The sequence below is a fragment of the Arthrobacter sp. 210 2 genome, assembly GCF_059093025.1.
The window spans coordinates 472,133-495,865 of the sequence record NZ_JBNHIE010000001.1 but is presented as its reverse complement, the minus strand read 5'-3'; the positions used below and the strand labels follow the sequence as shown (position 1 = coordinate 495,865).

Below are 23,733 nucleotides of genomic sequence, written 5' to 3'. Positions count from 1 at the left end.
GTATGGCGGGCAATGGCAACAACATGCTCGGTGGAACACCTTGGGCCTCGCCCTGTCCGACAGTGCCGGTGCGTGGATCGACGTGACACGTCCCCAGCGACGTGTCATCGTCCTCCACGCGGGCAAGGCGGCGGTGAAGTATTAGTACCTGCACTCGCTCAAGATCTCGAACGAGCTGTCAGCCCGTTCCGCCCAGCACTGTTGGCTGGTGCCGAAAGTTTCACATGGTTCGGGCCGTTTCTGTGGTGATGAAGGCCCGACGATATTCTCGGCCGCTCGCGATGCGACTCGCTCCCCGGCAAGTCATTGTGTGACACCGCTTGCTGCAACTAGCCGCCGGGACCCTGCAGAGCGGCGCGTAAGCACGTCTCAGACGCTTTTACAAGGTGAGGAGCGGCCGCGAAAAGCCTTGAACCCAAAGTCGACCGCCCGCAATGAACATGCGGCTGTCAGGTGAGGTTGTGAGAACATCCAACAACACCGTCGTGCCATCTGGGTAACACGCGAACAGACCGTCGACGTTCCCCCCGGCCCCGCCGTTGATGGACACGAAGTAGTAGATCCCCGTCTTGGGGTCGACCGCTCCGTAGTACGCCATGACCCCCCACGACTCCCCGCCCAAGATGGAAGTTACACCTGTAATCGTGAGCTTCGCGTTGTTGTACAACGTGACCTGGGTGGGTGAGTCAACTGACTTAATGTATGTATCTATCGGGACGAAGTCTTGTCCCAGGGTTCGGAGCCTGCTCCCCGCGTCCTCTGCCGAGAATTTTGCAGACGCGGACGTAACGACCGGGCTCCCGCTGGTCAGTGCGAGGTCATTTATTTTGCGGGACGGAAGCCCGCCGGGGACGGCTGTGTGCCGGTGGCTGTGGCGTGCGTGCCATCTCGGAGTCAGAGTTTCTTTGTCGACACGAAGAACGGACATTCCTGCCGTGGTATCTGAGGCGTACCAGATGGAACTGGCATCGAAGCTGATCTGGCACGACTGGTACGCCTGAGATGCGCCCAATTCCCCGGGAAGTTTCGCCCAAGTAGCTCCGTAATCCGTTGACCTGTAGTTGTAGCCCGAAGAATCAGCATCACCTATGGCCATGTAGACGTGACCGGGGTTGTAGGGGTCTGCGCTGATTCCATGGACATGGCGGGCAGCGAAACCGCCGGGCCCGAGAACGCGCTGCCACGTTGTTCCGTCGGCCGAGCGGTAAACGGAGGGGCCCCCCACAGCGTCGCCATACTCCCCCCAGTAGATGTATTGGGCGTCGGCGTCGAAGGCGGTGCTGAAAATGGTGGAACCTTGTGCACCGTTGAGCAGGGAACCTGACCAGTTGAAGTTGCCTATTCCAGCAACGGGGGCTGCACGGAAAATGCCTGGGCGACCGTCAGAAATTTTGAGCGTCTGAAAGTAGTAGTTTCCCTTAAACAAGACAATAGCCGTTTTGCCAGCCTTCGAGGCAGATGGCGGCGCATCGGCGGGCACATTGCGTGGAAACCAGCTGCTTCCGCCATTATCAGATTGGGCCAAGCCATACGAATTCAGGCCTAAGAGAGTCTTTCCGTCGTTGAAAACCCCGATGATGGACCGTCCACCAACAGCCTGAGAAGTATCGCCGTATGGCCTGGAGCTCGTAATGCGCTGGTCGAGCATGAAAGTCGGAGTGGGGGTGGCCGCGGGAACAACGGCAGCCGGCTCGATCGAGGCCGCTCTACTAGGCGCGGCGGCGAGAAGAGCGGTCGCCCCGGCACCGGCTGTCGAAGACGCCACAATGCCGAACATTTTCCGCCGACTAACCCGGGGGACATCTGAGGAGTGCTGTATGGGTTCCATGACACGAAAGTAGTGGGCGAATCTCTCCGCCCACACAGTACTAACTACCTGAATTTTCGACGAGCACCCACCATATTTCACTTAACTCGGCTGCTTCGATACGCACGAATTCTGCGAAGAATACTTGAAACTCAAGATCATCTTAAGGTTTTAGCTTCTCGCGCCTGAATTGTCGCTACCACTTCGAAAATGTCGTTGGCCGCTGCCTAGAAATTCGTACTGGCCTGGAACACGGAGACACTGACCCACGGACACGTAATCTGTGACCTGGGCCGTTAGATCCACGGGTATTCCATTCTTGTCCCACTCGTCCAGCCCTTCGTCGAGGGCAGCATGCCGTTTCGGACGTCATGCAAAGCAAGGAGGCTGAGATCTGGAACGACTAGCGTTTTTCGCAGCGCTTGACCACACTGCTTTGAACCTTTGCGGTTTGGGACTGGCCAGAATATGTTTCCGACGTTGGCCATTGCTGACGATTTCAGTACGCCGTACCAAAAGCGGGCGCGGTGGACGGTCTCCGATAAGATCCCAATCGGCGAAGTTCCCATCAGCGCGTAAGGCCGCTTCTATGATCGTGCGCAACGCTGAAGCCACCCGCAAGGCTGAACCGGCGACGTGGAATTCGGTCTCTGCGAAAAACCGCCCGAGGAATTTAGGATCCAAGGCAACCGCATTCATGCATCGCTTCGTGGTTCTTGCAGGCTGCAAGTTTAGGGGGCGTGTCATTCTATGACGGACCAACCAAGTTACGGTGAACCTAACTGATTGCCACTACGCCGAAAGGATGAACCTTGGCCTTTAGGAGTGGCAAGAGTCGTGGCCGAAGGTGCATGCTCGGTAGCGGTTGGCTAGCCGTTCCATCCGTGGGCGTCTATGGCGTCCTGAAGAATTTGCTTGGCCCGCTTCCGATAGGCGTCCTTCACGTGCTCATCCTGCAGCGCCGCGTACCGGTCCTCGCCGTAGAGCCGTTGAGCCTCGGCCTCGATGGCGTCGGGCGTGATGTAGTCATGATCATCAGCAGGCTTTGCATCCATAGAAGTTGACACTACAAGCTAGAACTGTTGCCACGGTCAAGATTCGATCAAGGCTTGTGAAGGATCTCGTCAAGGGACACGGCAGGGGCAGCCTACTTTGAAAGGCCACCCAGCTCATACCGTAAGTGGGCGAGCAAATCTTCCTGATCAAGGCGTGAAGGCCCTTTATCCGGGTCATCACACACGATCCACCCAGCTACGAATTTGCACACCGCTTGATAAAAACGCTCCATTTACCGACGGTATGACCGGTCCTGAAGCCATGGGCAGAGTGTCGTGTACTCGAATTCACTGGCAGTGGATACTTAGTCGCGTACCGCACCTTGGTTCGGCGCCCGAGCAACAACACCGAGGGCGCAGGTTTGAGCTTTACAAGCCAAGCCTGCGGAATCCTCCAGTGGGGCACGCCTATTCTGCTGATCGCCTTGGTGGTATTGCGGCAGTGGCTCTGGTAGGAGGCATCTGTCGAAGGCTGAACCTTCCAATACCTAGGCGGTCGGCGGTTCCCACATTCGGCTCATCTGCTCAAGGGCGTCCGAGAGCCGCTTTATGTCGACATTGGTCGGCAAGCCTAGGCATCTCCCTGCTGACTGACCGCGCACAATGTTCTTTACGCGTCCCAGTCCACCCGTGGCGTCCAGCAGGTAAACGGTCCTCTCCAGTAGAAAGGCGTGCAGCGGGTCAGCTTCGGCAAGTAACTTCGCCTCTGCCTTGGTCGCCGAGTGGGGTCCATCAGCGGCCATCGATGATCAAGAAAACTATTTTCCCCTACAGCGCGCATACAGTGCGAGCAGCCCCTTGAGGGGCTCCACGAGAGCTAATGATGAGCGAGCCCCTGGCCCTTGCCGCGAGCCACCTAAGGCCGCTTTGCGGACGCAGCGTACGGCGGACGGGTGCCGCCCTGAGTGGTGCCCTCTGAAGGCAAACCGACCGGCAGCCGCGGTGACGCGGGGGCCCGGCCGGTGAAGACCCCGAGACAAACCGGTCGCCAAGAAACCGAACTCAATGGGAATGCACCTGGCACCTGTCGAAACATTCTGTCACTTTAGGAAGGTAGCTTGCCGCATACGACCGCTACTGCCGATGCCGAGCTAGCTGCATGACGGGAGAGGTTGGTGCGGCCGGCCGCTGTCTGACCTTTCAGGGCAGTGGAAGTTCGACGGTGGTCTAGCTATGAAGCCATCCCGGAAGCTGGCGACGCGCTCGGTCTCTGAGCGGCAGGGGCAGAAGTAGCCCATACCTGTCGCATGGTGTGGTTACACCGTTCGACTTTGCCGTTGGTTTGGGCTCGTCTTATTCATGTCACCTAACCACGGCGACTGTCGCCTAACGTGCGTGGTCAGCCCACCTAGACCGCGTGTGAAGTGCAAATCCGAAGCCGCGAGCCTGCTATTCTAGCCAACTGTGGGGGGACGGTATAAAACCGTGGCGCGTTGATCGTGCTTCCCAGTGCGGAAGCGGAACTGCTTTGTCTTTCCGATTTCACCTGCCCCTCCGTTACCAGGCTTTCTGCAAACAGAGTGGGACTTAGATGAGCGTTTCAATTGGCTTGCCTTATACAGATCAAGGCGAACTTCTCGGCCTCGCCATCCGTTCCGTCCTAGCTCAGTCCTATCAGGATTGGGAGCTTATCCTCATCGGTGATAAGCCCGACAATGCAACGGCGGCCATCGCACGGCTCTACGATGATCCTAGAATTCGACACTACGAGAATGCTTCGCGCATGGGGCTTGCCGCGACTCTGAATCGAATCAGTCGATTGGCCCGGTACCCGCTAGTAGCGCGCATGGATGGCGACGACGTCATGCATCCCTTCAGAATCGAGCTCCAAAAAAAGAAATTCGACCAGTCTCCTTCTTTAGACGTCCTTGGGACCAGAGCCTATTTGATAGACGAAAACTCGGAATTAGCGGGCACCTTCAAGGAGCCTGACCTTCCGCAAACTGGCGCAGGATACTTCAAAAGTAACGCTTTCACGCATCCCACCGTTATGGCCAAACGAGACTGGTTTCTTGAAAACCCTTATGATGAAAGTCTTTTGCGCGGTGAGGACAAAGAACTATGGTTGAGAACTTGGTCGCATAGCGAATTTGAGAAATTGCCTGACCGTTTATTGTACTATCGTCGCCCGCGTTCTCTGCCCGCCAGGCGCATGCAACGAGATGAGGCCTACAACAGACTCATCCTAAGTAAGTTCGATGTTTACGATCCGGCCCCCCATTTACGGATCAAACGAAACATGGCATCCCATTTGAAACAAGCACTTCTTGGCCTTATCGGTAACTGCGGCCTTTCGCCCGTACTGTTCAACACCAAATGGGAACATGTCAATGACGAAGAATTTTTTACCGCCTCGCAAGTTCTAACTACGCTAAAGGAACTTTCGGCCTTGTCTCCATCTGCGACTGAGTGTCACGTCGTTGCTGCGACCGTGACTTATTCCAATCGATACGACCTAGTTGAACGGACAGCTCGAGCTGCTCTGGCTGCCGGTGCTGCCAAAGTTATTATCATTGATAATGGATCAGAGGAGCCATCCAAAACTAAGCTTCGAACATTCTCGGGCAACAACAGTCGAATCGAGTTGGTCGCGTTTGACGAGAATAGAGGCTCAGCAGCCGGCTTCGAAGAAGCAATAAAGTCTTCCCTTGGTGCCGGCGCAGACTATGTATGGCTGCTGGATGACGATAACGAGTGCGATCAGCAAGCGCTACAAGAAATACTTCGCGTGCATGAGAACTTAGAATCATCGAGTACTGGCGGCCCTATTGGGGTTTGTGCGCTCAGACCGACTAACACCGGACATGTGGCGGTTGCTCGTGGCACTTCCGCGTCACGCGCTTATCCGCCAAAGGGCTCCTTTATGTACTTTGATGTTGCACATCGATTTTTTTCTTTTGCGCGAAAATTCGCTCCAAAAACAAACCGATACAACGACACTTCTCATGCAGCAGTACCTTATGCCCCTTACGGTGGCCTGCTGGTCTCCCGCAAAGCGATAGAAATTGTCGGTTTTCCAAATCCCGCCCTCGGTCTATACGAAGATGACACGGAATATACGGCAAGATTTTGGCAACTTGGAGGCAATTTAGCCTTGGCTACACATGCAGTCGTGCAAGACATTGATGCCAAATGGACTGAGTCGAACGGCCACGCCGGCCTTGCAGGGTTACTCCACGCAACTGACTCGAAACGGACCTACTTCGCCGTTCGCAATCGAGTCGCTTTTGATGTAGGTAGAAGCATTGGCCCAAGCCAGCGGCTCCGGCTCAAGTTGAATCAGAAAGTCTTCCGGTCAGCCCTGTGGGTCACTGCCATTCGCTATCGGAAGCTAGACCAGGCTAAGCGTATTACTGAAGGAATAGAAGCTGGCCTCAAAGGGGATTTCAGTAGGACATTCTGGCACTGATCCGCCTCCCACCCGACTGCTGAGTACCAGAGACGTGATCACTTCGCTAAAAGAAGTTGTCGATTTAATCAATTCATATACAAAACGTATTCAACCGAAGTTGGACAAATGAGACTATTGGTTACGGGCGCCGCGGGTTATATCGGATCGCATACAACTCTGGCCCTACTCGAAGCGGGGCACGACATAGTTGCCCTTGATAATCTGGTGAACTCAAAGTACGAATCGCTCCAGCGAGTTCAAAAACTGGCCGGAAGAGCCTTATCTTTCCGTGAGGTCGATCTGCTCGATATGAATTCGCTGCGTTCAGTATTTGCGGAGTTCGAGTTCGATGCTGTTATTCATTTCGCTGGACTAAAGGCGGTTGGCGAGTCGGTTGCACAGCCAATGCGCTACTACCGTAATAACGTTGTCGGTACGTTGAACCTTTTGGAGTGTATGGATAAGGCTGGCGTACGCACTCTGATTTTCAGTTCTTCTGCCACGGTTTACGGCTTATCCGAACACATGCCTCTGGCCGAAGACACGCCAATGGACGCGACAAATCCGTACGGCCGCACGAAGGAGCAAATCGAAGACATCTTGGCGGATGTGGCTGCGGCAGACCCCGGCTGGAGGATTGGTGTTCTTCGCTACTTCAACCCAGTCGGGGCCCACGAGTCGGGACTCATAGGTGAAGATCCCACGGGAATTCCTAACAACTTGGTACCTTATGTGGCGCAAGTAGCTATTGGGCGTAGACCACTCGTCAAAGTCTTCGGATCCGATTATCCCACTCCCGACGGGACAGGAGTTCGGGATTACATCCATGTGGTTGACCTAGCAACCGGCCATCTCGCTGCGCTAGATTACCTCCCTGGTAAGACCGGCATACACCGCTGGAATTTAGGCACGAGTCGGGGGTACTCCGTCCTCGAGGTGATACAGGCCTTCAGCATGGCTGCTGGCAGACCTATCGCTTATGAGTTTGCATCGAGGCGACCAGGCGACGCCGCCGTCAGTTACTCCGATCCGTCAGCTGCTTTCGCCGACTTTGGATGGTCTGCGCAACGCGATCTGAACCAAATGTGTGAAGACCACTGGCGCTGGCAAAGTTTAAATCCAAGCGGTTACGGCAGCAGCTCAGCCTGACGTAGGACAATCGGTCTACGCCCTTTTAGAAAAACAGGTGCACCCCTCAGACCACAACAGGTCGGCGCTTGGAGTCCTCAGCTCCTGAGTCTCCGTTGGAAACGACCATTGATAATTGCTTTCTACTTGCGCAGGGCCCGGCCAACTTGCTGAGTAAGTTGTGAGAATCACATCGCCTGTCCAAAACCTCATCGTCCGTCGAGCTGAATGACTAGTTTTGGCAAAGGCTGCCCAAGCGTCCGTCTAGGTTGACATCATTACCGCCATCCACGAGTGCAGCCACGCTACGCTTCCTCGTCATACTCAAAGGCGAGCACGTATTGAGTAGCACAATGGCCACAAGCGTTTTTGAGCATCGCCGAGCAGGTATGATTTACCTAGAACGAGCTATTTCTTGCTCATGAGGCGCCAATACAGCCTCTTGTAATCACTTCGGGGGGACTCAGTATGGATCTACGCGACTTCACGCGCATCTTACGCCGCAACTGGATCTTGGTTCTTGTCCTAACACTAGCGGGTCTAATGACCGGAGCTGTGACATCCATCCTTGTTAAGCCAACATATACAGCTACTACTCAACTGTTTGTGTCGATTCAAAATTCGGGCACAGTCGTTGAGCTTCAGCAAGGAAACACTTTCAGTCAAGCACGCGTCCAGTCCTATGTTAAGACTGTGACAACGCCGGTAGTCCTGAAGCCGGCCATCGATGCCCTGGGCTTGTCCGACACCTCGGAAGAGTTGTCAAAACGGGTTATTGCTTCAACCGATCTCAACACTGTCCTGATCAACATTTCCGTTTCAGATACCTCCCCCGTGCAGGCCGCTGCGATTGCTCAAGCGATCGGGGATAGCCTTATCAGGGCAATCGATAGTCTTGAAAAGCCAAAAACGGGTGGGACATCACCGGTCGGGTTATCGATCATTACTCCTGCAGAGGCCCCAACGGCGCCGTCGGCACCTAATACAAAGCTCAATCTTCTCGCGGGTCTGACTGCAGGTCTTGCCCTTGGGTTAGGGGCAGCTTTCCTTCGCAACACCCAAGACAGTCGCATTCGGGGCGAAGCAGATTTGCGTCGAGTGACAGATGTTCCCCTTCTTGGCGGCATCGCCTTCGATCAGGAAGCCACAAAGAAACCGCTGCTCACCCAAGCAGGGTTTCAGAGCCCTCGGGCCGAGTCGTTCCGGCAGCTGCGCACCAACCTACAATTTGCCAACGTTTCTGGTAACGCCAAAACAGTCTTGGTCACTTCTTCCCTGCCTGGTGAAGGCAAAAGCACCACCGCAACTAACCTGGCCATAGCACTTGCTCAGGCAGGGCAGTCGGTGTGCCTGATCGACGCTGATCTCAGGCGCCCCATGGTGAATGAGTACCTCGGACTTGGGCGCGACGCGGGACTCACAACGGCCCTGATTGGGGCTGCTGATGTCAACGAACTTTTGCAGCCCTGGGGGGAAGACAATCTGTTTGTACTAACCTCGGGACGGATCCCGCCGAACCCCAGTGAACTGCTCGGGTCGGACGAGATGAGCAGTTTACTGCAGCGGCTAGAAGAAGTGTTTGACACAGTCATCATTGACGCGCCGCCGCTGCTTCCGGTTACGGACGCCGCCGTGCTCTCGCAGCATGTCGGCGGAGTTGTTGTCGTCGTTGGATCACAAAAATTGAAAACACCAGAGCTTGAAAAGTCGCTAAATGCTCTGGAAATGGTTGACGCGACGGTTCTCGGAGTTGTCCTAAATCGGCTTCCGGTGAAAGGTCCAGACGCGTACGCATACAGCTACTACGGACATGGCCCCGCATCCAGTCCACAGAAGCTCGCCATTAAATCCCAAAGCCAAGATGTACCTCCTGCCACAGAGGCTTTCGACGACTACGTCCACCAGCTGGACAATCGCCCCACTCGATCGGCGAGCAAATTCCCTTCAACGTAAATATTGAATTGGGCTGTCAGACTCGGTATATCCGTTCCGGTCACGCAGCAAGCATTTGACTAAAGCTATTTGAATGGAACCCCTTTTATGAAAGTCGTAGTAACTGGTGCCGCCGGATTTATCGGAAGTAATCTCTGCCGTGAATTACTTCGCGATCCACAGATTGATGTAGTCGGGGTTGACAGTTTTACAGATTATTACAACCCAGACATAAAGCGATTCAACGTCTCATCCCTGGATAATCCACGCTTCACTCTCCTTGACGTTGATCTAGTGGATGGCGACCTAGCTGGTCTCCTCGAGGGGGCCAGTGCCGTTTTCCATCAAGCCGGACAACCTGGCGTGAGAAAGTCTTGGGGTTCGCACTTCACCGACTACACCCGCCAAAATATTATTGCGACACAACGTTTGCTTGAGCAAGCCAAGATGCATTCTTCGATTCGCGCTTTTGTTTATGCGTCGTCCTCATCGGTTTATGGTGATGCAGTCGCATATCCGACACAAGAATCTGACCTGCCGAACCCAATGAGTCCATATGGCGTGTCTAAACTAGCGGCAGAGCATCTCGTCACTCTTTACGCAAAAAACTTTGGAGTGCCAACGACCTCACTTCGATATTTTACGGTCTATGGACCTGGGCAAAGACCTGATATGGCGTTCACTAAATTTATAAAGGCGGGCCTAGAAGGAGGTGAACTGACCATTTTCGGCGACGGCGAACAAGTACGCGAGTTTACACATGTAAGCGATATTGTCTCGGCGAACCTACGTGTCCTTGCATCACCCCCTACCCCTGGTTCTGTCATCAATCTTTCCGGTGGCACTTCAATTACTGTCAATAGCACCCTCCAGATATTGGAGTCGATTCTGGGACAACGCCTCAAGGTCTCATATGCTTCCAAGGTTCCTGGCGACGTGCGGAGAACTGGGGGAAGTACTATGCGAGCAGAAGAGTTACTGGGTTGGGTCCCGGCCATTGGTATCGAAGAAGGTTTGGAAAGTCAGGTCGCATGGTTGCGGGGAATCCCATCTAGTCTCCTTTCAAGTGGTGCCGGGAACAGACGGTAGCAGCATGAGTTCTGTATCCATTGGGATTCCCTATACAGATCAAACTGAGGAACTGGCACTGGCCGTCAAGTCCGTGCTAAACCAGACACATGAGGACTGGGAACTGATTCTCCTTGGAGACGGCCCAAGCCCGGCCGCTTCAGTAGTAGCGAAAAGTTTTCGAGATCCGCGCGTCAGGGTTTATGAACAACACGAGCGATCAGGTTTAGCTGCTGCGCTCAATAAGATAGCTCAGTTGGCTCGCTTCCCCCTCCTTGCACGGATGGACGGCGATGATCTGATGCACCCGCTTCGCATAGAACGGCAGGTGCGGGAGTTTGAATCGGATCCCGACTTGGATGTGCTGGGCACCAAGGCGTTCATGATCAATGAGGATTCAGAACTGGTCGGCGCCTTCATAGAGCCAGAGCTACCGACCCACCCTAGAGGCTTTCTCCGCAGCAATGCCTTTTCCCATCCAACTGTTATGGGCAAAACCTGCTGGTTTCGCGCAAACCCCTATGATGAGCATTTGCTTCGTGCTCAAGACAAAGAACTCTGGCTTCGCACCTGTCAAACTAGCAAGTTTGCGAAGCTACCAGATCGGCTCATGTATTACCGTGTTCCGCGTAAAATGTCCTCTTCTCGACTTCGTCGGAATGAGTCCTACAACCGACTGATTCTCCTTCGTTATATTTCGCTTGAGGATTCCAAGGCTGCGCGGGCTCTGTGCCTGACCAGGTCGTACTTCAAAGAGGCCATGTTTTTTGCTGCTACGGCAGGACGCGTAGCAGAATTTCTTTATGACCGAAAGTGGACGACTCTCGATGAGTCACAACGCATAGAGGCTGTCTCGGAACTCGATCATATTCTTTCGCTCTAGCATCACCACGTACCTTCCTCGTAATTACAAAATGTGAGTAACACATGATCATCGCTCTAATCGCTGTAGCAGCCTCTCTACTAGTCATAGGGCACTACTTGGGCATGCCTTGGCTCAATCCAATTTCTGCCCTGGCAGCTCCGTGGGTAGCAGTGATGCTAATCGCCACTTTTCCCGGTGCACTAGAGCCTTCGTTGACGCCCGAATTATGGACGATGGTCTTCGTTGGGTTCTTGGCCTGTGCTACGGGCTCGCTACTAGGGTGGCTATTTAGCGCGTCTTGGAAAACGGATGGACGTATCCTTCCGAAAATAAATAGCCAGCGGATATTCAGAGTCCATTTCGGTTTGAGCTTTGCTCTAGCAGGCTACGGCGTGATGCAGGCTGTTGACGCATGGCCCATCTTGCAGAGGCTGGGCGGCGTTCAAGCCATCTTTTCTACATCCGCCGCCCTCGGCAATGAATACAAATACCAGTACTCTCAAGACCGGCTGCAGATGACAAGTACGGCATTGGACGGTTCTACATTTATCAGTGGAAGCCTTGGTTATCTTCTATTTCTCGGTCATATTTCGCTGTTCACTGGTGCGGTCCTCTGGAAGACCGGCCACCGTGTCATGGCATCGATACCACTGATCCTGTCTGCTGGTTATAGCCTCTTCAGTCTTCAGCGGACGTCTTTCTTCATGTGTTTCCTTATATTCACAGTTTCCGCTCTTTATGCCGATAAAATTTCAAGAAACGATGATTCGAAAGCGCGTTCAAGAAGACAGAAAAGGAGTCGCGGTCGCCTTGCAGCCTTGGTTATAGGTGGTGCCGTGCTGCTTCCGGTACTCCTTTATCCTATACAGCAGCGTAATAATGCCACGCATAACTCGACCGGCCTTGAATCTCTCGCCCAATATCTCGTATCTTCTGTTGCTGGTCTTAACCAACGAATCGCCCCTGGCTTCTCTATAGCGACCCCACCGGCAGAAATAAGCGGAACTGTCGCACCCGCTGAAGGTCTCGGAGCTTATACCTTCACCGGTCTCTTCGGGCTGCTCAAGCGGGCTGGCATACCAGTTCCAGTAGCGCCCCATGCGTTCGATTATTACTCTGTAGAGATATTCGGTGCACCTTTCACCACTAATACCGGGACCTCCTATCTGGATTTCTATTTCGACTTCGGATGGCCTGGAGTCGTGCTCATGCCCCTGATCATCGGCTTCGTTGCCTCAATGGCCTTGCGGAGGTATCAGATGGGCAGTATCGCCGCGCTACCTGTGCTTGTGGTTCTGATGGTTTCCATAGTTTGGTCCTTCTTCGTGAACGCACTACTGGGTGACTTTAGGTATCTCTATATGACTGCGATCGCCGCTGTCACGTTACCCTGGATTATGTATGGTACTACCGCGTCCAAATTCAGCGTGGGAATGTCAAGAAAGAGGATACTAAGGTGAAGAGGACCTCTTTCATGAAACAAGTGGCGACCTCAGGTGCCGCTCGAATGCTCAGTTCCTACGCATTCGGATTTATCACTCAGGGAATTTATTTCGTTCTGATAGCCCGAACGCTCGGTGCGTCTGAGTTCGGTCTATTCACCGGTGCTATAGCTCTTGTTTCCGTGTTGGCTTGCTTAGTTGGCGTTGGGGCGGGAAATGTTCTAGTCCTCCAGACTGCAAGAGACCCTCTCATGCTTCGGCCGCAAATGGGGACTGCAATCATTTATATACTGACGACTGCGGTTCCTTTTGCCCTGACTGCTCTCTGGGTAGGCTCCCTAGGCGGCAGCCGCTTTCTCAACGTGCTCGTCCCACTTATCGTCTCTGAGATTTTTACCCTTCGTCTTTTTGATTTAGCTCAACAGGTCTTCCAAGCTAAAGATCAACTTGGTCGGACTGCCCTATGCGGGATCTTGACGGGATTACTACGGGTTTTAGCAGCCCTGGCGTTCAGTTTCTATCCAACTCCCACGGCAGCAAACTGGTCACTCCTATACGCAGGAACAACGGTGCTAACAAGCGCGATTGTACTCGCTTGGGCTTTGAGGGCCACTGGTCGCCCGGTTGTCAAGTGGGACAACATGAAGACGACTTGGAGGCTGGGCATCTACTTCAGCTTAGGCACCGCTTCACGCACCCTTTATACGGATGCGGACAAGTATATTCTTTCCTCATACGGCCTCTTGACGGCCTCGGGCGCCCTTTCAGCCGCTTCCAAGATTATTACGATGGCGTCGGCGCCAATACAAGCAATGGTCTATTCCCTCAACACGAAACTGTTTCGAGCAGGATTAGAAGGACCCGTCTCTTCATGGGGCGTGATAAAGAAGCCCTTCTTTTTCACTTTGGCCTATGGACTCCTGATCGGTATTGGGCTTGCCCTGGCTTCGCCCCTCATTCCTGTGATTTTGGGACCGTCTTACCAACAGGCAAGCACCTACTTATGGGCATTATCCCCTCTTCTCGCCATGAACGGGATCCATTATTTATTCGGTGATGCTCTGATGGGCTTGGGCCGGCAAGCTCTCAGGAGCATCGTGCAGTTCTTAGCGGCGCTGGTTGCTGTCATAGCCAACGTGGCCTTAATCCCCGTCGTGGGCCCCGATTTCGTAATAGTTTCTGCTTTAGTCTGCTCATCAGGCCTTGCACTTTTTATGGCTACCATTTTTATGGGACTATACCGTCGCGAAAAGCGCGATGAACGAGGGCAAGGCAAATCTTTCGCTAAAGGTGTAAACCAGCATGTCTGATCAATTCGAAATTTTGCATGTCTCTCAAGCCAGTAGTGGCGGCGTGCTGAATGCACTCGTGCAGTTGGCAAACTCACAGTCGGCTAGCGCTGCACGTGTTCATGTCTTGCTTTGTCGGAGGGACGATACGCCAAGTCCAGAAGATCTACGACGACTCTTCGCTGACGACATTTGCCTTATTGAGGCATCCGGCCGGGGCATGAGCATTAAATCTTCGTTCATCCTATTTCGCGAGATGGTTCGGGTGATCAAACGAATTCATCCCACCCATATCCATCTCCACTCGTCCTTTGCGGGTGCGGTTGGAAGACTTGCCGCCCTAAGATTGAATCGGCAAAAGACAACAATATACAGCCCTCATGGCTTCTCGTTCCTTCGCCAGGACGTCTCTGCAGGCAAACGGCGCATATTCGCTCTGATAGAGCGAGCTCTGCATTCGACAGGCAGCTCCATGGCGCTCGTATCTCCATCCGAGCGTGAGGCAGCGCGAAGCCGTCTTTCCTCAAAGCGCTTGTTCGTACTGGAAAACGGAATCGACATCCTTTCACTGCCTCCTGCTAGTCGGGAAGGCTTTCGTCCGATGATCGGCACAGCCGGCCGAGTGACGTATGCAAAGGCTCCGTGGAAGTTTTCGGCGTTGGCAGGCGAACTTGAAGGCGTTGCAGATTTTCTATGGATTGGAGGGGGTGGGACTTCTGAAGCAGATGCTTGGATCTCAACTCCTTCTGTTCACGTGACCGGCTGGCAGACCGAAGAGATGGCCCTTCGTAAGATCGCGGGCCTCGACGTTTATGTATCAACTTCGCTGTGGGAGGGCCTCCCAATCGCCGTCGTCCAAGCTCAAGCTCTTGGTATTCCTTGCGTAGTCTCAAATTGTGTCGGCAACGTCGACGTGGTTCAGCATGGCGTAACGGGCTTTATAGCTAAGGATGATCAGGAATTGCGGGACTACCTTTGGCAGCTCATCAACGATGAGGGCCTCCGTCGCGAGTTCGGCGAAAGCGCTGCGTGCTATGCCCAACAACGTTTCGACAGTAGGCGGCTTGGACCCGCGTCTTTTCAAATTTACTCCCAAACTACAACTTCATCTTCGTCTTAGGAGAAGATTATGCTCCAAGACTTCGAGTGCAACGTGTCTCACACAACCGCTAATGTGTCTCGGACCTCAAGATCTATTTTGACATTTTGTACTGTGCGATATCAGGCCGTATGGCTATACCGGTTGTCATCAAGGCTTGGCGCAATCAGCCCCGCCTGCGGTTATTTCATAAAGCAGCTGAATCAGGTACTTACCGGAGCCGATATCTCATGGCAGGCCGATATCGGCCCAAATCTGGTTCTATTTCATCCATCAGGTGTTGTGATTGGCCCAGACGTCGTCATCGATTCCGATTGCCAAATCCAACAGGGAGTAACGCTTGGTGCGTCGGGCAGAATCTGGGATGGGTCTGATTCCCCCAGACTCGGTCGAAACGTTTATCTTGGCGCTGGTTGTCGCGTCCTGGGCGGGGTAGCCATTGGTAATCGCGTGACCGTAGGGGCCAATGCAGTTGTTCTTTCCGATATCCCGGATGACTCTACGGCCGTAGGCGTTCCCGCAGTAGCACTTTCTAAGTACGGTCATTAGTCGTTGTTCGCTAAGTAGAAAAAGGCATGGGGTTTTTTTGAAGGCTATTAAATGGCGGGCAAAATATGTCAGGCGCATCCGATGTGTCGATGCTCTTGTCATAGTTTGGGCCATTGTTGGAGCGTATGGCGTGCGGTTCGGATTTGACGATATCTCGGAAGACAAACGTCAGGATATTGATTACATCCTTCTTTCTGTCATCTTGGCGGCGAGTTGGTGGATCATGCTCGGTTTCTGGGGCTCCCGGGAACCCCACATTCTGGGTGCTGGTTCCGAGGAATATAAACGGGTAATAGCAACATCGGCTTGGTTGTTTGGCTTTGTTGCAGTTTTTTCCTATGCAGCGAGAGTGGACACTGCCCGAGGATTCGTAGGTCTCGCCTTCCCAGCAGGAGTGGTGGGACTTTTGGTTGCCCGTTGGCTTCTCCGGCAACATCTGAGCATTGATCGCCGCCAAGGGAAAAGCAGTTCTCGAGTTCTCATTATCGGGAGCCGCCATGCTGCATCGCACCTCGTCAAATCATTACGAAGTGCCCCCGCAGCTGGCTATCAGCCCGTGGCCGCATACCTACCTGGTGCACCCGCCTCCACTGCCTTAGCCGAAGTAGGAGTTCCCGTAGCAGGCGTAGATTCAGACCTCGACTCGATTCTGTCCACAATCAACGAGTTGGGCGTGGATTCAGTGGCTGTATCCGCAGGTGTGAACATGCATCCGCGGGAGTTGCGGCGGCTCGGATGGGAGTTGGCCGCGCGAGATGTTGGGATGATTCTTGCCCCAGCCTTAACCGACGTAGCTGGGCCCCGCATACACACTCAGCCTGTAGCCGGACTTCCGCTAATTCACGTCTCGACACCAAAACTCACAGGTGGCAAAAAGGTCGCAAAACGGGCGTTTGACCTGACGTTCGCCGGGATACTCGTTTTGGGCCTGCTTCCGCTATTCCTCGCTATTGCACTTATTGTCAAGACCACAAGTAGCGGCCCCGTCCTGTACCGCCAGCAGCGCATTGGCATTCGGGGCACCTCTTTCATGATGCTTAAGTTTCGGTCTATGAGAGTTGATGCAGATGATGAGCTTCATGCGTTGCTGGCAGCCCAAGGGACTTCCGACAAACCACTCTTTAAAGTCGAAAATGATCCACGCATCACCCCGGTCGGTCGTATTCTTCGGAAGTATTCCCTGGACGAGTTGCCGCAATTGTTCAATGTCCTAGGTGGCTCCATGAGTCTCGTCGGACCTCGTCCGCAGCGTGAGGGAGAGGTTGCACTTTATGACGACGACGCGCATAGGAGGCTCTACGTCAGCCCTGGAATGAGCGGATTATGGCAAGTAAGCGGTCGCTCAAATTTGACTTGGGAAGAGAGCATCAGGCTTGACCTCTACTATGTGGAGAACTGGTCACTGATGGGAGACGTCGTAATCCTCCTTAAGACTTTTAAGGCTGTTTTTGCAAGCACGGGCGCAGTCTAGATTTCGATCCCGTAGATTCTAGGCAGAAAATTCTCTTCTCAGCACAGTAAGGATGGAAAACGTAATGCGCATTTCTGTGATTGGTTGCGGGTATTTGGGGGCAGTTCACGCAGCATGCATGGCGAAGCTCGGACACGAAGTCATTGGTATTGACGTGGACGAAGAGAAAGTCCGCATGCTATCTGATGGCAAGGCGCCGTTTTTCGAACCGGCTTTTGACCAACTTCTTCAGGATTCCGCGGTCGCAAGTAATCTGACTTTTACAACGGATATCTCCTTAGCTTCAGGCAGTGCGGTGCACTTCGTTTGCGTTGGGACGCCTCAAAAAAAGGGTGAGAACGGGGCGGATCTAACTCACGTGGATGCGGCCTTCAACGGCTTACTTCCCTATCTGGAAGACGGATCGGTGGTCGTCGGAAAATCAACTGTCCCTGTCGGCACTGCAGGACGACTAGCCGAGCTTCTAAGCGGGCATAACGCGAAGGTACACCTAGTCTGGAATCCCGAGTTTCTCCGTGAGGGCCATGCGATTGCAGACACCCTGCGACCTGATCGCCTCGTTTACGGTGTCGATGACGGGTCCGAAGAGCATCCAGCAGTCGCCATCCTCGATGAAGTCTACGCCGTACCTCTCGCCTCCGGAGTCCCCCGGATAGTTTCCGATCACGCGACGGCTGAACTAGTTAAATCCGCAGCAAATTCGTTTCTTGCAACTAAGATTTCATTCATCAACGCTATGGCTGAAGTTTGCGAGGCGGCAGGAGCGGATGTGACGCGGTTGGCGGACGCTATAGGCCTCGACGATCGAATAGGACGAAAGTTTTTACATGCCGGTATAGGTTTCGGGGGTGGCTGTTTGCCGAAAGACATTCGCGCCTTTATGGCCAGGGCTGGGGAACTTGGAGCCGATCAAGCTCTAACCTTCCTCCGTGAGGTTGACGCGATCAATATGAGGCGCCGTTCGCGAGTGGTAGAACTTACGCGTGAATTATGCGAGGGAACTCTCTTGGGTAAGAGAATTACCGTGCTGGGGGCTGCTTTCAAACCCGATAGTGATGACGTACGTGATTCACCCGCCTTGAGCATTGCGGCTCAATTGCAGTTACATGGAGCCATAATAACTGTCACCGATCCGTGCGCCCTGCCTAATGCTGCCCGGCGTTTCCCTGAGCTCCAGTATGAGCTGGTAATTGATGAAGCAGTGGCCAACGCTGACGCACTACTCCTCCTAACGGAGTGGGACATATACCGTGACCTAGACCCATACGAAATCGCTGAGCATGTTGCCAGTAAGCGCATTCTGGACGGCCGTAACGTCCTCAACGTAGCAAAATGGCGCGCTGCCGGTTGGTCTTATAGAGGGATCGGGCGACCGTGACGACACCAGTAGTACTCAGCGGCGTCGACCACCGTCTACGTTCGGCATATCGACCGCCGGCGACCGCGAACCAGAGAAACCGAAGAAATCTGGCGCGGGTGAGTCTGTGGTTCGCAATCTTTGTGCTAATAAGTGCCGCCGCTCTGGCTTGGCTGGCAGTAAAAGCATCGGTAATCAAGGACGAACTTGAGTCGGCAACCGCGTTGGTTGCGCCTCTCAAGGACAGCATCAGCACAAATGATCTGGACAAAGCCGAGGCAACACTTGCGCAGATGCGTGCCCACACAACTTCAGCGCGCCTAGCTGCTGAAGACCCAGTCTGGAGCTTAGCCTCTGCAATGCCTGGCCTGGGAGCTAATTTCGGTGCCGTATCGGAAGTTGCTCGCACAGCTGACGACGTAGTCGAACTGGGTCTTACTCCACTAATTAGCGTTGCCGCTTCTCTAGACTGGAACACCTTAGTGCCCGGTACCGCCGGCGTCGATCTGACCGTGGTCGACGCTGCTTCTCCTTCCATCGTCTCTGCAGCCCACGCGGTAAGGACATCTGCTGATCGACTCGAAAGATTAGACGTTAGCTCCCTCCTGCCTCAAGTAGCCGATCCCTTAACTCAAGCTCGGGGACAACTGGGAGAAGTGACGGGAACACTCGACGCCGCAGCGGACGCTTCGCAGCTACTACCGCCCATGCTAGGACACGGCAGCCCTCGGACCTACCTTCTCATGATCCAGAACAACGCAGAGTCTCGAGCATCTGGCGGTATTCCAGGCGCACTGGCGGTGCTAACGCTAGATGAAGGCAAACTGAGCTTGGGGCAACAGACCAGTGCGAGTCAACTAGGAGTAATGGACGTTGCCGTGCCTGTTGATGCTGAACAGACTCAGATTTTCTCGACACGCTTGGGGCGTTTTATGCAAGACGCTAATCTGACTCCCGATTTTCCGACGGCAGCTCGTACCGCTCAGTCCATGTGGGAACAAAAGACGGGGCAGCACGTTGATGGTGTACTGTCCATTGACCCAGTGACGCTTGGTTATCTGTTGCAGGCAACCGGTCCCGTCTCTGTTGCAGCTCCTGAACATGTCGACCTTGCAGAAAGCGGCTTGCCGGTAGAGTTGAATGGTACAAACGTAGTCCAAACCCTACTTTCGGATGTCTACGCCAGGATTCCGGAACCTCAGATGCAAGATGCTTACTTTGCAGAGGTGGCACGCCAGATATTCTCAGCCCTGGATGGCGGCCGCGCGGATGCGAAAAGTCTGATCAGCGGCATTTCTCGTGGGGCCACGGAAGGACGCGTTCTGGTGTGGTCAGGTCTAACTGACGAGCAGACGGTCATAGGGAAATACCCCTTGAGCGGCTCGATTTCAGGGCCAAGCGTCCAGCCTGCGGAGTTCGGTGCCTACTTCAACGATGGGACGGGCGCCAAAATGGATTATTATGTTCGGCGAACCGTCCAGTTGATCAAGGAGTGCCCGAAGGACGGTTACGAACAGATCACGGTACGGGTCACCAGCACAAACACTGCGCCAGCGGATGCAGCCACTTCCTTGCCAGCCTATGTAACTGGGGATGCCAACTTCGGAGTGCCGCGGGGGTCAGTACAGACGAATATCCTTGCTTACGGACCAATTCAAGCCAACGTTGAAACGGTGAAGCTAGACGGGCAAAGGACTGAATTTGCCCCCTATTTACATAGCAACAGGCCCGTTGGAGTACTGGCCATACGCTTAGCACCAGGGGAAAGCCGGACAGTCGACTTCACATTCGGAAAAATTGTTCAGCACACGCCACCGACATTGGTTGTCACTCCTACGGTCCAAGCTGTAAACGAGGTAACACGACCAACAGAAAACGCGCCTTGCGGTAGCAGCTAAGGGTCAGCGTTAACACTAAGTAAACCGTCTTGATTGAGATTGCTCACCGCGAAGAGCAAGTGGTAGTGTCTCTTTTGGGATAATTATCCGTAGTTCTGCACAGGGTCTCGTGCGGAGGGGAATACTCCCCAAAATCGGGTACATCAAAAACTTAAACGTCTCCGGGGGGACACATGAAGAAAACTCTTGCAGCACTCGCGCTTGCCGGTTCTATCGCACTGATCGGCTCGGCACCTGCCGTCGCTGGCACCTACCCGCCACTGCCGCCTCAGGCCGCCGTCTCCGACGGTACCGTCGGCCCGGGCGAAACTTTCGTCTTCCGCGGTCAGGGCTTCCTGGCAGGCGAAACCCTCACCATCACCGTTACGCCCGGCAACCCGCCGGCCGCCGGTGGCGCCAACATTGCTGGTGGTACGTCTTTCGCCGCAAAGATCCCGGTTTTCTTGGCCCCGCAGACGTTCAGTGCAACCGCTGACGCTCAGGGAGTCGTGGAATTCCCGATCTCTATCTCTGAGGCTGGCAGCTACTCGATCACGGCCACAGGCAATACGTCCGGTGTAACCGTCGGGCCCGTCAGGGTTGTAGTCGCACCGGGATTTGCTAACGGTGGCGCAGCAGGGGCTAACGCAGGTGGAAGCAATGGAACGGGCGCATCAGCGTCTCTTTCCAACTCCGGTACCGGTCTTGCTGACACAGGCGCTGACTCCGGTCTGGTCCTCTGGACCCTGGTCGGTGCTGGAGCACTGGCCGCCGGCGCAACTTCTGTGGTCGTAGTCCGCCGCCGCGCCAAGGCAGAGGCTTCAGCCTAGTCTGCAGAGCCTAAAGCAACAAGGAAGGTGGGGGTTCTCCGGGAACGGAGAACCCCCACCTTCTGCGTTTGAGGTTTCGACAGGTTCAAGCACCGCGGCCACCGCCGGGCTGTCGCATCTATTACGTCTATGGGGAAACATTGGTTCAAAACACCCCGCGAGTCGGACTTCTCAATGCCGCTCCCCCACGCACGTGTGCTCCACCACGTCCTTCTCGCGCTCCTGGTGGTAGCGGCAGCGTTAGCCCTTCTACGGACATCCTGAGGGCCTTGTGAGCCTCATCCGCAATCGCAAGATTTGGCAACTGCTCTTGGCGGCCATACTGGTTTCCTTGGCAGTTGTGGCTTTCTGGCCGAACCCCGTAGACCAACCTATACAAGGGGAGTTGACCGACACCTTGAATTCCCTTCAGCAACGAGGAGCTCCCCGCTGGTTCAATTACAGATTCACTGAAGCGGTGGCTAATATTGCCCTTTTTGTGCCGCTCGGATTTGTTAGTGCTTTGGCATTTTCCAACAAACGCTGGTGGGAGACTGGCTCATTTGGGCTGCTCATCTCCGGCTGCATGGAGCTAGGCCAGCTCCTCTTTCTTCACAGCCGCTATGCCAGCTTTCTGGATCTCATGACAAATACGACGGGAGCTGTCATAGGGGCTCTGCTTGCCGCTTGGGGAATCAAAAAACTCGAGGCCCGCCGCCTTCCGGCTGCGGACCTCTAAAAAGTCAGTACGGCAAAGAGCTAGTTAACGAAAGCCTTCATCCAGGTCTTCAGGTCCTCACCGAACTCCACCCGCTCCGAGGCCAGTGTGATGACTGCTTTGAGGTAGCTCAGCTTGTCGCCCGTGTCGAAGCGGCGGCCCTTGAAGACCACGCCGTAGACGCCGGAGCCTTCGCCCTCGCCGGCGGCCAGGGTCTGCAGTGCATCGGTCAGCTGGATCTCGTTGCCACGGCCTGGTTCTGTGTTCTCCAAAACGCCAAACACGGACGGGTGCAGCACGTACCGGCCGATCACGGCCAGGTTGGACGGGGCGTCAGCCACCGCCGGCTTTTCCACCAGGCTGTTGACGCGGACGTAGTCTTCACCCTCGACTGCGGTGATGTCCGCGCAACCGTACGCACTGATCTGGGAGGGATCAACCTCGATCAGCGCGATGACCGAGCCACCGGTTTTCTGCTGCACCTCGATCATGGTGGTCAGCAGGGACTCGGCCTCGTCAATCAGGTCATCGCCCAGGAGTACGGCGAAGGGCTCATCCCCCACGTGCTGCTTCGCGCAGAGCACCGCGTGGCCCAGTCCTTTGGCCTCACCCTGGCGGACGTAGTGGATGGGACCCAGTTCGGAAGCGTACTGGATCGACTCCAGCCGGTCCTTGTCGCCCTTCTCCTCCAGCACCCGTTCCAGGCCGGGAGCGCGGTCGAAGTGGTCCTCGAGGGCACGCTTGCTGCGGCCCGTAATCATCAGGACATCGTTGAGGCCGGACTTTACGGCTTCCTCAACGACGTACTGGATGGCCGGACGGTCAACAACCGGCAGCATTTCCTTCGGCATCGCCTTGGTTGCGGGCAGGAAGCGAGTTCCCAGTCCGGCAGCAGGAATGACGGCTTTGGTAACAGCTTTCCCCATAGTCATAGCTGAACCTTACAAATTCTCGGGAGATAAAGGCAATTTTATCGGTCGTTCTCTCGGTTCAAAGCTCAACCGCGTAGGGTCCTGAGGTCCCGGAGGGTTTGAGGAGCCGAGCGTAGGAACCGGGCCCATCTGGCTCGATGGAGCGACAGGCGTCCGCGTATTGACATGTCGGCGTGTATGTTGCCGCTTAGGAAGACCTCAGGCGGTGGGAAAACCGCTCTCCATATCATTTTCAATTTTTCGAGCCATGGAGCTTGGACGATTGCAATGAGCCGCGCGCTGCCAGGCGCCCTAGTCACGAGACGGTTCTGCCATTCGGTGGATGGCTCAGGCCACTCCGGCATCGCCATCCCCGAAAGGAGGCCCTCCAGAAATGGACGTATGGCCGCCAGTGACCCTGCCGCTGTCGCGATTTCCAGAACATCCGCTGCCTGTGATTCTTCTTCCGTCAGGTGGCGTAGAAACTCCAGTTCATGTCGGCAAGCTGGCAACTGCGGTGACCGGAGGGCATGGAGCGCCAAGATCAGAATCCCCAGCGCCCTTGATGGAACCCGCAGCGCTTGTCCCGCCAGCCCAAGCTCCTCGGTGCGCGCCCACATCGCCTCAAAACAATCGGTAGCGGGAAACTCCATGCCCGGAAAGCGGAAGTGGAGATCAATGCAGCACGGCCACTCACGGTGGACGAGGGTAATTGCATGCTTGGGGAAGGTTGTGGTGTCCGGATCTGCCGGCCGATTTTGCCAACCCCGCTCGCGTAGGCCCTGCAGCATTCGTTCGACATCCGTGGGTGACACGAAAACGTCCACGTCCGCTGACATCTTCGGCTGGCGCAGTCCTTGGACCACACTGACTGGGCCCTTTATAAAGAAGGCCCGAATGCCCAGACCTTGGGCCACACGCGACACCAAGGCATGCCCCAAGAGCACCCCTTCGGGGATGCTGAG

The 23,733-nt window shown here is 54.8% G+C and carries 18 protein-coding genes; 14 read left to right on the top strand and 4 right to left on the bottom strand.

Translation table 11 applies throughout. From position 1 onward, the window contains the following. Positions 1-379 precede the first annotated feature (379 nt). Both AC5RWA_RS02335 and AC5RWA_RS02330 read right to left on the bottom strand, forming a co-directional pair. Positions 380-1,648 carry a WD40/YVTN/BNR-like repeat-containing protein gene (locus AC5RWA_RS02335; RefSeq protein WP_494056398.1) on the bottom strand — a complete coding sequence of 423 codons (1,269 nt, stop codon included), beginning with the start codon at positions 1,646-1,648 and terminating at the stop codon, positions 380-382. A gap of 1,028 nt (positions 1,649-2,676) precedes the next feature. Then, positions 2,677-2,862 carry a hypothetical protein gene (locus tag AC5RWA_RS02330; RefSeq protein WP_494056397.1) on the bottom strand — a complete coding sequence of 62 codons (186 nt, stop codon included), beginning with the start codon at positions 2,860-2,862 and terminating at the stop codon, positions 2,677-2,679. A 1,531-nt stretch (positions 2,863-4,393) separates the two neighbouring features. On the opposite strand from AC5RWA_RS02330, the gene AC5RWA_RS02325 reads away from it, so the two are divergent. The 14 genes from AC5RWA_RS02325 to AC5RWA_RS02260 all read left to right on the top strand — a co-directional run bounded on the left by AC5RWA_RS02325 (position 4,394) and on the right by AC5RWA_RS02260 (position 21,878). Beyond that, positions 4,394-6,271, top strand: a complete 1,878-nt coding sequence (locus tag AC5RWA_RS02325) for a glycosyltransferase family 2 protein (RefSeq protein ID WP_494056396.1) — start codon at positions 4,394-4,396, stop codon at positions 6,269-6,271. A 108-nt stretch (positions 6,272-6,379) separates the two neighbouring features. Then, complete coding sequence (galE, locus tag AC5RWA_RS02320) at positions 6,380-7,402, top strand: UDP-glucose 4-epimerase GalE (protein WP_494056395.1); 1,023 nt, start codon at positions 6,380-6,382, stop codon at positions 7,400-7,402. Between the two features lie 447 nt (positions 7,403-7,849). Beyond that, positions 7,850-9,334, top strand: a complete 1,485-nt coding sequence (locus tag AC5RWA_RS02315; protein ID WP_494056394.1) for a tyrosine-protein kinase domain-containing protein — start codon at positions 7,850-7,852, stop codon at positions 9,332-9,334. An 87-nt stretch (positions 9,335-9,421) separates the two neighbouring features. Continuing rightward, positions 9,422-10,402 (top strand): NAD-dependent epimerase/dehydratase family protein, encoded by a 981-nt coding sequence (locus tag AC5RWA_RS02310; RefSeq protein ID WP_494056393.1) that lies wholly within the window; start codon positions 9,422-9,424, stop codon positions 10,400-10,402. A gap of 4 nt (positions 10,403-10,406) precedes the next feature. Continuing rightward, complete coding sequence (locus AC5RWA_RS02305) at positions 10,407-11,264, top strand: glycosyltransferase (protein WP_494056392.1); 858 nt, start codon at positions 10,407-10,409, stop codon at positions 11,262-11,264. 44 nt (positions 11,265-11,308) lie between these two features. Continuing rightward, a complete protein-coding gene (locus tag AC5RWA_RS02300) occupies positions 11,309-12,706 on the top strand; it encodes an O-antigen polymerase (RefSeq protein ID WP_494056391.1) in 1,398 nt (465 codons plus the stop codon). 14 nt (positions 12,707-12,720) lie between these two features. Next, positions 12,721-13,998 carry an oligosaccharide flippase family protein gene (locus AC5RWA_RS02295; RefSeq protein ID WP_494056390.1) on the top strand — a complete coding sequence of 426 codons (1,278 nt, stop codon included), beginning with the start codon at positions 12,721-12,723 and terminating at the stop codon, positions 13,996-13,998. Then, positions 13,991-15,097: a glycosyltransferase gene (locus AC5RWA_RS02290; protein ID WP_494056389.1), complete on the top strand. Its 1,107-nt coding sequence runs from the start codon at positions 13,991-13,993 to the stop codon at positions 15,095-15,097. Before AC5RWA_RS02295 ends, AC5RWA_RS02290 begins: the two co-directional genes overlap by 8 nt. 9 nt (positions 15,098-15,106) lie before the next feature. Beyond that, entirely contained in the window at positions 15,107-15,625 is a 519-nt protein-coding gene (locus AC5RWA_RS02285; RefSeq protein WP_494056388.1) for a serine O-acetyltransferase, read from the top strand. A 37-nt stretch (positions 15,626-15,662) separates the two neighbouring features. Beyond that, a complete protein-coding gene (locus tag AC5RWA_RS02280) occupies positions 15,663-17,096 on the top strand; it encodes a sugar transferase (protein ID WP_494056387.1) in 1,434 nt (477 codons plus the stop codon). A 64-nt stretch (positions 17,097-17,160) separates the two neighbouring features. Further along, the gene (locus AC5RWA_RS02275) at positions 17,161-18,474 is read left to right on the top strand and encodes a UDP-glucose dehydrogenase family protein (RefSeq protein ID WP_494056386.1); all 1,314 of its coding nucleotides are present in this window, start codon (positions 17,161-17,163) and stop codon (positions 18,472-18,474) included. A gap of 98 nt (positions 18,475-18,572) precedes the next feature. Continuing rightward, the gene (locus AC5RWA_RS02270; RefSeq protein WP_494056385.1) at positions 18,573-20,351 is read left to right on the top strand and encodes a DUF4012 domain-containing protein; all 1,779 of its coding nucleotides are present in this window, start codon (positions 18,573-18,575) and stop codon (positions 20,349-20,351) included. 173 nt (positions 20,352-20,524) lie between these two features. After that, positions 20,525-21,160: an LPXTG cell wall anchor domain-containing protein gene (locus AC5RWA_RS02265; protein ID WP_494056384.1), complete on the top strand. Its 636-nt coding sequence runs from the start codon at positions 20,525-20,527 to the stop codon at positions 21,158-21,160. A 271-nt stretch (positions 21,161-21,431) separates the two neighbouring features. Further along, on the top strand, positions 21,432-21,878 hold the full coding sequence (locus AC5RWA_RS02260) for a VanZ family protein (protein WP_494056383.1): 447 nt from the start codon (positions 21,432-21,434) through the stop codon (positions 21,876-21,878). A 20-nt stretch (positions 21,879-21,898) separates the two neighbouring features. Here AC5RWA_RS02260 and galU read toward each other — a convergent pair whose 3' ends face one another. Together galU and AC5RWA_RS02250 are read right to left on the bottom strand one after the other, a co-directional pair. Continuing rightward, the gene (gene galU, locus AC5RWA_RS02255) at positions 21,899-22,789 is read right to left on the bottom strand and encodes a UTP--glucose-1-phosphate uridylyltransferase GalU (protein ID WP_494056382.1); all 891 of its coding nucleotides are present in this window, start codon (positions 22,787-22,789) and stop codon (positions 21,899-21,901) included. Between the two features lie 65 nt (positions 22,790-22,854). Further along, entirely contained in the window at positions 22,855-23,685 is an 831-nt protein-coding gene (locus tag AC5RWA_RS02250) for a nucleotidyltransferase family protein (protein WP_494056689.1), read from the bottom strand. Positions 23,686-23,733: the final 48 nt, after the last annotated feature.

Excerpts from the sequence above, each read along its gene's own strand:
- AC5RWA_RS02335 (WP_494056398.1), bottom strand. The coding sequence starts at position 1,648 with ATGCTCGACCAGCGCATTACGAGCTCCAGGCCATACGGCGATACTTCT.
- AC5RWA_RS02290 (WP_494056389.1), top strand. The coding sequence starts at position 13,991 with ATGTCTGATCAATTCGAAATTTTGCATGTCTCTCAAGCCAGTAGTGGC.
- AC5RWA_RS02295 (WP_494056390.1), top strand. The coding sequence starts at position 12,721 with ATGAAACAAGTGGCGACCTCAGGTGCCGCTCGAATGCTCAGTTCCTAC.
- AC5RWA_RS02310 (WP_494056393.1), top strand. The coding sequence starts at position 9,422 with ATGAAAGTCGTAGTAACTGGTGCCGCCGGATTTATCGGAAGTAATCTC.
- AC5RWA_RS02275 (WP_494056386.1), top strand. The coding sequence starts at position 17,161 with ATGCGCATTTCTGTGATTGGTTGCGGGTATTTGGGGGCAGTTCACGCA.
- AC5RWA_RS02315 (WP_494056394.1), top strand. The coding sequence starts at position 7,850 with ATGGATCTACGCGACTTCACGCGCATCTTACGCCGCAACTGGATCTTG.
- galU (WP_494056382.1), bottom strand. The coding sequence starts at position 22,789 with ATGACTATGGGGAAAGCTGTTACCAAAGCCGTCATTCCTGCTGCCGGA.
- AC5RWA_RS02265 (WP_494056384.1), top strand. The coding sequence starts at position 20,525 with ATGAAGAAAACTCTTGCAGCACTCGCGCTTGCCGGTTCTATCGCACTG.
- AC5RWA_RS02330 (WP_494056397.1), bottom strand. The coding sequence starts at position 2,862 with ATGGATGCAAAGCCTGCTGATGATCATGACTACATCACGCCCGACGCC.
- AC5RWA_RS02325 (WP_494056396.1), top strand. The coding sequence starts at position 4,394 with ATGAGCGTTTCAATTGGCTTGCCTTATACAGATCAAGGCGAACTTCTC.
- AC5RWA_RS02305 (WP_494056392.1), top strand. The coding sequence starts at position 10,407 with ATGAGTTCTGTATCCATTGGGATTCCCTATACAGATCAAACTGAGGAA.
- AC5RWA_RS02285 (WP_494056388.1), top strand. The coding sequence starts at position 15,107 with ATGCTCCAAGACTTCGAGTGCAACGTGTCTCACACAACCGCTAATGTG.
- galE (WP_494056395.1), top strand. The coding sequence starts at position 6,380 with ATGAGACTATTGGTTACGGGCGCCGCGGGTTATATCGGATCGCATACA.
- AC5RWA_RS02300 (WP_494056391.1), top strand. The coding sequence starts at position 11,309 with ATGATCATCGCTCTAATCGCTGTAGCAGCCTCTCTACTAGTCATAGGG.